The organism is Saprospiraceae bacterium (assembly GCA_016709995.1).
Taxonomy (GTDB): Bacteria; Bacteroidota; Bacteroidia; order Chitinophagales; family Saprospiraceae; genus JADJLQ01.
On the sequence record JADJLQ010000003.1, the window covers coordinates 188,811 to 202,524 of the forward strand.

Here is a 13,714-nt window from a genome sequence, read left to right on the forward strand (position 1 = left end):
TGAGGTATGAGGGTTGAGGATGCTAATTAAGTTTATTGGATAAGGAGTTAATCGTTTTTCTGATTTCAATCACGTTCTCAGTTAATTCAGAAAAAATTGATTCTGATAGATATAATAAATCTCTAGCTAAAAGTAGCTGGTACTCAAGTTCGGAACAGGATCCACTTGCAATCGTTAGAAATCTTTTAAAATCTGGGTTCGTTCGCCTTCCTCACCCTTCAGCAATATTGGTTGGAATGGAGGTGGATGATCTTCTCATTTGATTTGTTAATCCAAAGATCTCCTCTTTTGGAAACAAATTGGTGGCTTTATAAATTTTTAAAGTAAGCGAATGTGACTTTATCAAAACTTGTAATTCATGAAAATTTCTCATTTTTTTAAATTTTAACTATTAATAATTTTGGTGTATCAGGAACAAGACGAGACAAATTTTGTATCAAATTTGACTCGTGGCTCTTGCCACACACCTCAAACCTTTCACAATGATCAAAATAACTGACTTAGAAAAAACCTACCGTACAGAAGAGGTAGAGACCATTGCTCTCAATAAGGTGAGCTTTGAAGTAAAGTCCGGCGAATTCATCGCGATTATGGGACCCAGCGGTTGTGGCAAGTCGACGCTACTCAATATCCTAGGATTACTTGATGACATGGATAGCGGTTCCTATTTATTTGATGGTATCGAAGTGGCCAAATTTAATGAGCGCAAGAGAGCTGATCTTAGGAAGCACAATATTGGATTTGTGTTTCAGAGTTTCAACCTCATTGACGAATTAAGTGTATTCGAAAATGTCGAGTTGCCATTGATTTACACCGGCGTAAAATCTGATGAGCGCAAGCGAAGAGTGGAGACCGTCCTGGACAAAATGCAGATCATGCACCGACGCAATCACTTTCCGCAACAACTCTCCGGAGGGCAGCAACAACGTGTCGCGGTAGCTCGTGCAGTGGTTAACAATCCAAAACTGATATTAGCGGATGAGCCTACCGGAAACCTTGACTCCAGCAATGGTAACGAAGTGATGCAATTATTGACTGATCTAAATGAGCAGGGTACAACCATCATCATGGTGACGCATTCCGAGCATGATGCAAGATACAGCCATCGGATCGTACGTATGTTGGATGGCAGGACTGTGATGGAGAATATCCTGGTTTAAATATTTTTACGCTTTTGCTTGAAGCGTGTTCTTTTTATGAAAATGGTCACTAAATAATTACTCACTTCATAATAATATTAAAAAGGACATGATAAAAAATTATTTTAAAATCGCTTTACGAAACCTTTGGAAGTTCAAAGGGTTTTCGCTGATCAATATTTTTGGTTTGTCCATGGGGCTTGCCTGCTTCGTGTTGATAGCGATGTATGTCGCGGATGAGTTGAGTTACGACCGTTATAATGAAAAAGTCGATCGTATATTCAGGATTAATTCTGATATACGCTTTGGCGGAACAGATCTGAATATGGCCGTGAGTGCTGATCCGATGGGGGCGGTGCTGAAAAAGGATTATCCTCAGGTCGAAGAGTATGCAAGACTATATAGTTCGAGTGGATCAAGGTTGATTAAAAAAGGCGATGAGTACATCAATGAAGATCGGATCACGTATGCAGACTCTACGTTTTTAAAAGTTTTCACCATGCCTGTCCTTGCCGGGGACTCAAAAAACTTTTTAAATGAACCCAATACTGTAGCGATTACTGAGACAATAGCCAGAAAATATTTTGGAGATGTACAAGGAGCTATTGGGAAAACCATAGAAACTTCAGGGGCTAATCCGACCCTTTTTAAAGTGACTACTGTGTTGGCAGACATGCCTCACAACTCCCATTTTATATATGATTTTCTTTTTTCCATGGCAAATGTTGACTATGACTTTGGAAACTTTCTCAACCATAATTTCCATACTTACGTACTACTGAAGCCAGGCACGGACTACCAATTATTTAATAAAAACTTTGACCAGGTAATTAATAAATATATACTGCCCCAGGCCAAGCAATATATGCAAATTGAATCGATGGAGGATTTTGCTAAAAGTGGCAATATGCTGAAATATTCTTTGTTTCCAATTAAGGACATTCATCTTCATTCCTCCAGAACGGTAGAATTAGGAGTAAATGGCAATATTCAATACGTATATATATTCTCCGCAGTTGCTTTATTCATCTTGTTGATAGCTTGTATTAATTTTATGAATTTATCGACGGCTCGTTCGGCTGGAAGGGCTAAAGAAGTTGGCATCAGGAAAGTACTGGGTACTGAAAAAAAAGCTTTAATCGGACAATTTCTTACAGAGTCTACCCTGATGGCTTTCATTTCTACCTTGCTGGCGATATCAATTATATGGATTTCAATGCCATGGTTTAATACTATGGCTGGCAAACAATTGGAGTTTACAATTTTATTTAAACCTCAATACATCTTGTTTTTATTTTCACTTCCTATCGTAATTGGAATTTTAGCTGGCAGTTACCCGGCATTTTATTTATCTGCCTTTCAGCCGATTTCTGTCCTCAAAGGGAAACTCAATGCAGGTTCAAAAAAGAATGGGCTTCGCAATTTTCTGGTAGTATTTCAGTTTGCAACTTCTATCATTTTGATCATCGGGACCATCATTGTATATCAACAGTTAAAATTTATTCAGAATACAAACCTTGGTTTTAATAAAGACCAGGTCCTTGTAGTCAATAACCCTGGAATAAGAGGAGAAAATCGAGAAGTGTTTAAAAATGAAATTGCAAAATTGAGTGGAATTAAATCTGCTTCTTTTGCAGGATATTTGCCTGTGAGCAATTCATCACGCAATGACAATACTTTTTCACCGGACGCGGTGATGAATGAAAAAAATGGCTTTAATATGCAATCGTGGTCCGTGGATTACGATTATATTCCCACTTTAGGGATGGAAATAATTAAAGGAAGAAATTTTTCTAAAGAATATGGCTCTGATTCCGCTGCTATTATCATCAATGAGTCGACCGCGGCTGTCTTAGGACCGGATGAACCAATCGGAAAATATTTATACACCAATGACGGAGGTAGCCCTAATAGTACTACGGCACTTCAAATTATAGGGGTGGTTAAAAATTTTCACTATGAGTCTTTACGTAAAAATGTAGGACCCTTGAGTATGCGACTGGGAAACAATCGTTGGGCTTCGGCCTATCGGGTCGATACCAAGGATATCAACCAGCTTGTAAAAAATATTGAACTAAAATACAAAGAAATGGCACCCGGCATGCCTTTTAGCTACCAATTTCTAGATGACTCTTTTGATGAAATGTACAGGGAAGATCAAAGGATTGGTCAAGTGTCATTAAATTTTGCTTTTTTGGCCATACTCATTGCTTGTATGGGCTTATTGGGTCTGGCTACTTATACGATGGAACAACGGACAAAAGAAATTGGAGTGCGCAAGGTATTGGGAGCTACAGTAGCTAATATCGTCAAAATGTTGTCCAAAGATTTTCTAATGCTAGTATCGATCTCCATTGTTATAGCCGTGCCTATTGCCTGGTTTGGGATGTATAAGTGGTTGCAAGAGTTTGCTTTTCGAATGGACATGAGTATCTGGATTTTTGTAGCGGCAGGAGTAGTAGCCTTATTGATCGCATTAATTACCGTGAGTTTCCAGGCTATCAAAGCAGCTTTAATGAATCCAATAAAATCACTTCGTACCGAATAAAAATGCTTGGTATAAGCATTGGATTTGTTCAGGAAATATCTTTTTGATAGATTATTTATCCTGGAATCTTAAATTGAAGAACATATGCTTATTAATTATTTTAAAATTGCCTGGCGTAATCTTGGAAAGAGCAAATTGCATTCCCTGATTAATATATTTGGTCTCGCCATCGGTATGTCAGTATCTATACTTATAGGATTGTGGCTATATGATGAGCTTTCTTTTAATACAGGGTTTAAAGCATATGATCGGATAGCCCGAGTAATGCAAAATGTATCCAACAATGGAGAAATTCAAACCTGGAACAATATGCCTTACCCATTAGCGGATGAATTGCGTAATAAATATGGAGATCATTTTGAACATGTGATAATGTGTGCCGATTTAAGAGAGCATACATTAACGATTGATAACAAAATAGTCAAAGTCTCTGGAGGGTTTTTTGAAAAGGGGATTTCCGATATGTTGTCTATTCAAATATTGCAAGGAAATGCTGGCCCTGGTGATGACCCTTCTTCGTTACTCTTATCCAGTTCAGCAGCCGTGGCCAATTTTGGAGATGACGATCCTATCAATAAATTGATCCAGATAGATCATAATCCACCCTTGAAAGTGGTAGGAGTCTACCAGGACTTTGCGCAGAACTCTACTTTCGCTGATGTAAATTTTATAGGTACGTGGGCAAATTTTTATAAGGTCAGCGATGGATTTAAATACATGGAGGATCCCTGGCGTCCTAATTGGACCACGATCTATGTTCAATTGAAGGAGCATAGTGACATTACTCTAGTCACCGCTCTTATAAAGAATGCCAAGCTAAATAGGATCAATCCTGAACTTCAAAAAAAGAAACCTGCTTTGTTCCTTCAACCGATGAGTGGATGGCACCTATATGCGGAATATAAAAACGGACAAAATGTGGGTGGAGCTATTCAATATGTGCGTATGTTTGGAATGATAGGTTTATTTGTACTCTTGCTGGCCTGCATTAATTTTATGAACTTGAGTACCGCCAGAAGTGAAAAACGGGCTAAAGAGGTTGGGATTCGCAAAACGGTTGGGTCCGTGCGGGGGCAATTAATTTTGCAGTTTTTTAGTGAGTCCTTTGTGACCGTATGCTTTGCATTTATTCTCGCAGTATTTATTGTTTGGATAAGCATGCCATTTTTTAATTCTATTTCTAATAAGCAACTGCATATTTTATGGAGCAATAAATTTTTTTGGTTAGTCTGCATAATCTTTATTTTTATTACCTCTTTGATAGCAGGCAGCTATCCGGCTTTATATCTTTCCTCATTTGAACCTATCAAAGTTTTGAAAGGAACGTTTCAGGCAGGGCGTCTTGCGACGCTTCCCAGAAAGCTTTTGGTAGTCGTTCAGTTCACTGTGTCTATTGCATTGATTATAGGGACTATGATTGTATACAGACAGATTCAATATGCCAAGGAAAGACCTGTTGGTTATTCACAAGATGGACTGGTCAATATATATTTGGACAATAATAATATTCATGAGCATTTTGATGCCATCTTTGATGAGTTGACCCAAACTGGAGCGGTGGTTTCTATGACGGAAGCTGGCAGCCCGACTACCGCTGTTTGGGGGACTACAAGTGGTATTTCCTGGAAGGGTAAAGATCCCAATTTATCTACTGATTTTGGATTTGTAAATGTTTCATTTGATTATGGCAAAACGATTAATTGGACGATCAGCGAGGGCCGGGATTTTTCTAAGGCATACGGAAGCGATTCTTCGGCTTTAATTTTGAACGAAGCTGCTGTTCGCTATATGAGCCTGGAGCATCCTATAGGACAGACACTCACCTGGTTTGGGTCGCCTTGTACAGTGATAGGTGTGATCAATGATATGGTCATGACTTCGCCTTATGATGAGCCCAAGCCTATTATTTATAGTATGTTGGATGATCAGGGAAGTTTAGCTATAATCAAACTCAATCCTTCTAGCAGTACAAAAAGTTCTTTGGACAAAATCGAGACTGTTTTTAAAAGCTTTAATCCTGACCAACCATTTGAGTACCGTTTTGTAAATGAAGAATATGCTCGAAAATTTGGTGATGAAGAACGTATTGGTAGACTCACCAGATTATTTACATTATTGGCTTTGTTTATATCCTGTCTTGGACTGTTTGGGCTGACTTCATTTGTGGCTGAACAAAGAAAGAAAGAGATCGGTGTACGGAAAGTATTAGGTGCAAGTATTTTCGGGGTTTGGAATCTGCTTTCTAAGGAATTTTTGCTATTAGTATTTATTTCTTTTATGATCGCTGTGCCTTTGGCTATATATTTCATGGGTGATTGGCTCAAGAGTTTTACTTATAGAACTGAACTATCATGGTTGGTTTTTACTATGGCAGGCATGGGAGCCATGGGGATAACATTATTGACGGTAAGTTTTCAAGCAATTAAAGCGGCGATGGCCAATCCAGTTAATTCATTACGCACAGAGTAATATAACATTAGAATCATGAGAAATATTTGTAATTATAGCCTAGTTAAATCAAAACAAACTCAATAAGATGATTAGAAATATTTTATTAATTGCTTTGCGAAATTTCAAAAAGGATATTGGCTATAGTCTACTCAACATTTTAGGTTTGACCATAGGCATTACCTTCAGTTTGTTTTTAATATTTTATATAAAAGACGAATTGGGTTTTGACCGTCAGTTTAAGCATGCGGATCGAATCTGCCGGATAGGTGCCGATATTCAGGAACCGGATAAGAAAATGCAATGGGCTTCTACACAATTTCCATTAGGCCCCACGCTCCAAAACGAATTTCCTGAGGTAGAAGAAGCTGTGCGATTTATTTCCAGGGAGAGGACTTTGTTTAAAAATGGAGATGCTACGCATTTTGAGACTAAAATATATTATGCTGACAGCAATGTATTTAAAGTATTTGATCAAAACTTTTTAGAAGGTTCGGCTGCGAGTGCCTTGGTGGAGCCAAATTGTGTAGTGATCTCTAAAAAAATTGCGATAAAGTATTTTGGTAATACATCATCCGTGCTAGGTAAGACTTTGCAGACGGCAGCCAATGATCTTTACAAAGTAACTGGTGTTATAGAAGATCCGGTACCTAATACTCATATCCGGTACGATATTTTAATTTCTGAGTCTACCTTAAAATCAGACAATTTTGGTGGTTGGGGTGGGTTTAATAATTATACTTACGTATTGTTAAAACCGCAGACCTCTGCACTTGCCCTGGAGAATAAATTATTGCCTATGTATGAAAAGTATATGGCTCCGATATTTGCACAATACAATATTAAGATCAAATACAGGGTAGACCCTATCACTTCAATACATCTTCATTCTACTTTGCAGGGCGAGCCTGAAGAGTTGGGTAGCATGTCTTATATATGGATATTCTCTGCAGTTGCTTTCTTTATGCTATTGATAGCCTGTATTAATTATATGAATCTGACTACTGCCAGATCTGCTAGACGGGCCAAAGAGATTGGGATAAGGAAAGTGACCGGATCCTCCAAAAGTCTCTTGATCATGCAATTTCTTAGTGAGTCTGTACTGACATCAATATTGGCGGTTGTACTGAGTATGATCACCGTGCTTGCTTTATTATCTACGTTCAATTCTATTTCCGGAAAATCTTTCACCATTCATACTTTATTACAACCAGCTAACTTATTATTGTTGTTGATTATAGCTTTATTCACTGGTTTGGTTAGTGGCAGCTACCCTGCATTTTATCTTTCGGGATTTAAACCCATTGGTATACTAAAGGGAGTACTTTCAAATGCTTCTGGCAATGTCAATTTGCGCCAAACTTTGGTAGTCCTGCAGTTTGCTATTTCTATGATCATGTTGATTTGCACCTGGGTGGTATACAATCAACTTTCATTTCTTCGTAGTAAGGATCTTGGTTTTGACAAATCACAAGTGATGACAGTGACTGTTAATACCGGAAAAGATGAGCGGAGTACAATTTATGCTTTCAATAATGAACTGAGAAGTTTGCCCGGGATTAAATCTATTGGTACAGGTTATTCTTATCCTGGTGGAGGTACAAGTTTAAACCTGTTCAGCCTTGAGGGTAAAAATGGTAGAACGGAGAAAGGTATTGTCTGTTATAATATAGATGAAACTTACCTAACCACGCTCAGCATTCCTGTAGTGAATGGGCGCAACTTTATTGGTCAGCAAGACACGTTACATAGTATACTTGTTAATGAAGCTATGGTCAAGGAATTTGGATGGGATGGCCAGGCCATAGGCAAGAGAGTTACTTTCCCGGGGGATACCTCAGGAAATTATCTAGAAGTAGTAGGAGTGATAAAAGATTTTAATCAAAAATCGTTGTACAATCCCATAGAGCCGCTTTTGTTGTTTTATACAGCCAATTGCAATATTATCCAGCTAAAGTTAGAGGGATCCAATATAGCTTCTTCTATTTCATCAGTAGAAGCCACTTGGAGCAAATATTTCCCACAGTTGCCTTTTGAGTACAAATTTCTTGACAAGGACTACAATTCTCAATATGCAGCTGATGAAAAGAGGGGGAAGATATTTGCATCCTTTTCGATTCTGACTATCCTAATCACCTGCCTGGGTTTATTGGGACTGACTGCATTTACTACCCAACAAAAACAAAAGGAAATAAGTGTGCGTCGCATCTTGGGTGCCAGTGTCATGAGTGTGATGGCCCTCATCACTAAGGGTTATTTGTGGTTGGCATTGATCGCTGCTTTGATTGCATTTCCTGTCGCCTGGTATTTTATGCACAATTGGCTTAAAGTTTTTACCTATTATCAGGAGATGACAGCATTACCGTTTATTTTATCAGCTTTGGTGATTGTAATTACCGCTGTGCTTACTGCGATGTATCATTCCGCGAAAGCAGCAATGACTAAGCCGGTCACCACTCTAAGGACCGAATAATATTTTCTACTAATCGAAACTATCTGATGCCTGATCTATTATCCTAATGATTTTAAGTTGCCCAATGAATAAATCAATGCTTGCAAATAATTTTAAGATTGCCTTCCGGACATTCCGAAATAATAAGCTATTTTCCTTCATCAATATTGCCGGATTGGCTATTGGGATCAGTGCATCTTTGGTAATCTATCTTATTGTACAATATGAATATAGCTTTGATAAGTTTCATAAAGATGGTGATAGAATATATCGGGTAGTTTCTGAAATTAAATACCCTGACCTCACGATTAATAATTCTGGTGTGCCTGTTCCTACGGATAAGGGTATGCGACAAGATATTTCCGGAATAGAGTTGCAAACCCATTTTATCACGCCTTATGAATTCAAAGTAGCAATTCCACTGCCTGGTAATCAAAGCCCCGCGGTTTTTAAACAACAAAAGAATATTATTTATGCTGATCAATATTATTTTAATTTGTTTGAATATACCTGGTTGGCAGGGACACCACTGACTGCTTTGAAAGATCCATACCAGGTAGTACTAACTCAAAGCAGGGCAAAGACTTATTTTGGCAACCTTTCTCCCAATGACATATTAGGAAAGACTATAATATATGATGATAGCCTTAATATGCTTGTAGCAGGTATTGTAAAAGATATAGATTACCCTACTGATTTGACATTTAAAGAATTTATATCCAGGACTACATTGGAGGTGACCGCATTAAAAAATAATTGGAATTGGGATGAGTGGGGCAGTATCAATTCTTCTTCACAATTATTTGTAAAGTTGGTCAGGGGCATCGTGCCGACCCAGATTGAAAAACAGTTGGTGGATATGAGAATTAAATATTTGCCAAAATCCGAGGATGGAGAACCCGACGATACAAAACATTATTTGCAACCCTTGGCGGATATACATTTTGATGCCCATTATGATGCATTCCAGGAAGGGAGGCAAGCGCACAAACCGACACTGATCGGATTATTGGCAGTTGCGGCATTTTTACTGATTTTGGGCTGCATCAACTTTATTAATCTGACTACTGCACAGGCATCACAGCGAGCAAAAGAAATAGGTATTCTGAAGACCATGGGAAGTGGTCAAGCGCCTTTGACTGCTCAATTTCTCATGGAGACCTTTGTACTTACTTGCATTTCGATGTTGGTATCGATTGGGTTGGCTCCCTGGTTGATTCAAATGTTCAGAGATTTTATTCCTCCGGGCATTTCTTTTGCCTCTCTCAATCAGCTTCATGTTTGGCTTTTCATGGCTGTTTTGACTGTGGTGGTAAGTTTATTGTCTGGATTTTACCCTGCTTGGGTTCTGTCCCGATTCAAGCCAATTGCAGTTTTAAAGAACCAGGCGTATGCAGGAACAGATCAAACTCGAAAGGCATGGTTAAGAAAGACGCTTACCGTATCACAATTCGTCATTACTCAAGTCATATTGATAGCTACTTTAGTGGTAGGTAAACAGGTAAGGTATTCTTTGAATAAGGACTTGGGGTATAAGAAAGATGCGATCGTTTTTTTTAATACTGAATGGAATATTTTTTCTTCCCAAAAGGATGATCGACGGTTTGTGCTTCTTGAAAGGTTAAAACAAATTCCAGAGATAGAGACCGTCAGCCTTGGCAATGCTCCACCAACTGCCAATAATTATAATACAACCACCATGAAGTACAAAGAAGAAAATAAAATGATTGAGACGATGGTTGAGACCAAGACTGCTGATGAGCGTTATTTTGATTTGTATAAGATGAAGCTGTTAGCTGGAGAAAACTTAAAGAATAGTGACACTTTACGAGAATTTGTCATCAATGAAACTTACGCAAAGTTATTAGGCTTCCAAAATCCTCAAGACGCTGTTGGGCATTATATTGAGCGAGGTAAAATCGTGCCAATCACCGGTGTCATTGCAGATTTTCATACCAACTCTACACGGACACCTATTAAACCATTGGCCTATTCGTCCAGTTCAAGGAATAATTATACCATTCATCTGGCACTGAAACCTAGAGGCACAGATCCTGATTTATGGAAAAGGGCTCTCAGTAAAGTGGAATTAACCTATAAATCACTTTATCCCGAAGATGACTTTAGCTATAAGTTTTTTGATGAAAGCATTGCTGCATTTTACAAGGCTGAACAGAATATGGTAAGATTATTAAAATGGGCTGCGGGCTTGTGTATATTTATCAGCTGTCTTGGATTATTAGGACTTATCATCCATATGTCTAATCTTCGTACTAAGGAAATTGGTGTACGCAAAGTACTTGGTGCTTCTGTCATGCAGATAGTAACCTTGCTTTCAAAAGATTTCGTCAGGTTAGTGATATTGGCATTTGTGATTGCAGTTCCGATAGCCTGGTGGAGTATGAATCATTGGCTGGCCGATTTTGCCTATAGGGTAAATATTGGCTGGATGGTTTTTGCTGCTGTGGGTATCTCGGCAGTATTGATTGCTATTTTGACAGTGAGTTTTCAAACCATAAAAGCGGCAGTAGCGAATCCTGTTAATTCTTTGCGAAGTGAATAGGGAATCAGAATCAGGTGTTAGAATCTAATGTCAGAAAATTTCTGAGTCTGAATTCTGATTTCTTCAATTTTAAAATTTCGAAAGCTCAATCAATAAAGTATGTTTAATAATTATCTTAAAATCACTTGGAGGAACTTGCTGAAAAACAAGACCTTTTCTATTATTAATCTTGTGGGATTGTCAGTGGGCATTGCTGCCTTCTTATTGATCATCAACTATCTTCGCTTTGAATACAGTTATGATGATATGCATAAAAATGGGGACAGAATTTTTCGCGTTCCTATGACTGTTGCTGAAAAGGATGGCAAACAGCAGACATTTGCCTTTACCTATCCGGCGCTGGCTCCAGCCATGAAAAAAGATTTTCCTGAGGTGGAGAAGGCAGCCAGGTTTAGAAGGAGAGGAGGTGTGGTGTCTAATGGTGATCAAAGAATCATAGAAAATGGCGGGATCTTTTTTGTAGACCGGGATATGTTTGATATATTTTCATTTACGTTTAAATTGGGAGATTCAAAAAATGTATTCAAAGAATTAAATGATGCTATCATCACAGAGGAGACGGCCATAAAATATTTTGGCAAAAATGACCCTTTGGGTAAATCGCTGAAATATGCCAATGAAGATTATATCGTGAAGGGTGTATTAGAAGATATTCCTGTCAATTCCCATATTCGATTCAACATCTTGCTGAACTACGATAAATATATACAGCTCACTGATGGCAGTGCCAATACCAGCTGGGGGTGGTCAGATTTTTACACTTATGTGCTTTTGAAGCCCGGTACATCACCTAAAACAGTCGAAGCTAAATTTCCTGCCTTTACAGAACAGTACATGGGTGCGGACATGAGGAAATCTGGATTTGTGCAAACATTTGTTTTGCAACCACTTAAGGACATCCATACCCGATCTGCTTATGATTATGAGATGGCAGGCAATGGAGAGTTAGGGTATTTGAAATATTTGGCTTTTGCTGCATTATTTATATTGATCATAGCGTGGATCAACTATATTAATCTGTCGACAGCCCGATCCATAGACCGTGCTAAAGAGATTGGAGTACGAAAAGTAGCTGGTGCAGGGCAGTTTCAATTAATCAGACAATTTTTGGCAGAATCTTTATTTCTCAATTTATTGGCTATCTTGATTGGGCTCATATTGTTTTACCTGGCTCTGCCATTATTTTCGGAATTGGTTCAAAAGGATATGGTAAGTCTACAAACCACATCATGGCGATTTTGGCTACCGGCTTTAGGTATTTTTATATTCGGAGCTTTTCTGGCTGGCTTTTACCCAGCATTTGTTTTGGCTTCATTCCAACCTATCGATGCCATCAAAAGTTCGATCGGGTTTAAAAGCAATCAGGGCGGCAAAACATTATTGAGAAAATCATTAGTGGTGTTTCAATTTGTAGCTGCGATTATATTGATTGCCGGAGCCTTTGGCTTTTACCGTCAGTTGAGATATATGCAACATCGAGATTTGGGTGTAGATATTAATCAGACATTGGTAATCAATCAGACTTCCAATCTGGATAGCTCACAGATCCCGGCTTATGCTGGTTTCATCCAGGATATGAAACAATATGCGGCGATAAACTCTGTGACAGCATCTAGTTCAGTGCCTGGAGCTGAGGTAGGAGGATCGAGCAGCTTTACGTTAAAAAATTCAACGGTTTCCAAAAGGTGTAGAGTCTTGGGGATTGACAAGGAATTTTTGCCAGCCTATGGCTTGAGCCTGGCTGGAGGGAGAAATTTTGCCAATGAAACCCCCATTCAAGATACAGCGGTTATCGTTAATGTCCTTGTCAATGAGACTGCAGCCAGGATATTTGGTTTTATTCAGCCTCTCGATATCCTCAGCCAGGAAGTTTCGGATGGTCAAGCTTATTACAAAGTGATCGGCGTGGTAAAAGATTTTCACCAGGAGTCACTTGAATATGCATTTGACCCGATCGTATTTTATCTTGGACAGGAATCAGATTTTGGTAATTTTTCTCTAAAATTTACTTCGACAGATTTGCCGGGATTGATGGCCTATGTAAAACAAAAATGGAGTTCTTATTTCCCTCAGAGCCCGTTTAGTTCATTTTTTCTGGATGAAAGGTTTAGTGCACAATATAATAATGCGCAATTATTTGCATCGGTTTTATGGGTATTTACAGGCATCGCCCTGTTGATTGCTTGCCTGGGTTTGTTAGGACTATCGATATTTACGATTGCAAAGCGTAAAAAGGAGATTAGTATCCGCAAAGTTTTGGGGGCGAATGTATTTCAGATCACTTCCATGATTACCAGGGATTATCTGAAGTTGATCTGGCTGGCAGGTATTATAGCTTTACCTATTTCATTTATTTTGGTGAATAACTGGATTAAAAAATATGCGTTTCACATTGATCTGGGTTGGTGGTTTTTTATCATACCCTTGGCATTGATCGTGTTGGTAGCCTTGACTACAGTGATGGTACAATCTATAAAAGCGGGATTGGCCAATCCTATCAAAAATCTTAGGAGTGAGTGAGAGACGGAATCAGAATCAGAAGTCAAAATCGGATATCAGACTCA

General features: G+C 38.5%; 6 protein-coding genes and 1 pseudogene. 6 read left to right on the forward strand and 1 reads right to left on the reverse strand.

Features of this window, described 5'->3' with window-relative positions; genetic code table 11:
- Positions 1–22: 22 nt before the first annotated feature.
- Positions 23–373, reverse strand: a pseudogene (locus IPJ09_19975) (four helix bundle protein).
- Positions 374–482: 109 nt separating this feature from the next.
- Here IPJ09_19975 and IPJ09_19980 point away from each other — a divergent pair.
- The 6 genes from IPJ09_19980 (at position 483) to IPJ09_20005 (ending at position 13,670) form a co-directional block, all read left to right on the forward strand.
- Positions 483–1,160, forward strand: a complete 678-nt coding sequence (locus tag IPJ09_19980) for an ABC transporter ATP-binding protein (GenBank protein ID MBK7373670.1) — start codon at positions 483–485, stop codon at positions 1,158–1,160.
- An 88-nt stretch (positions 1,161–1,248) separates the two neighbouring features.
- Positions 1,249–3,687 (forward strand): ABC transporter permease, encoded by a 2,439-nt coding sequence (locus IPJ09_19985; protein ID MBK7373671.1) that lies wholly within the window; start codon positions 1,249–1,251, stop codon positions 3,685–3,687.
- Between the two features lie 84 nt (positions 3,688–3,771).
- Complete coding sequence (locus IPJ09_19990) at positions 3,772–6,156, forward strand: ABC transporter permease (GenBank protein MBK7373672.1); 2,385 nt, start codon at positions 3,772–3,774, stop codon at positions 6,154–6,156.
- A 67-nt stretch (positions 6,157–6,223) separates the two neighbouring features.
- Entirely contained in the window at positions 6,224–8,608 is a 2,385-nt protein-coding gene (locus IPJ09_19995; protein MBK7373673.1) for an ABC transporter permease, read from the forward strand.
- A gap of 64 nt (positions 8,609–8,672) precedes the next feature.
- Positions 8,673–11,150, forward strand: a complete 2,478-nt coding sequence (locus tag IPJ09_20000) for an ABC transporter permease (protein ID MBK7373674.1) — start codon at positions 8,673–8,675, stop codon at positions 11,148–11,150.
- A gap of 99 nt (positions 11,151–11,249) precedes the next feature.
- Entirely contained in the window at positions 11,250–13,670 is a 2,421-nt protein-coding gene (locus IPJ09_20005; GenBank protein ID MBK7373675.1) for an ABC transporter permease, read from the forward strand.
- Positions 13,671–13,714: the final 44 nt, after the last annotated feature.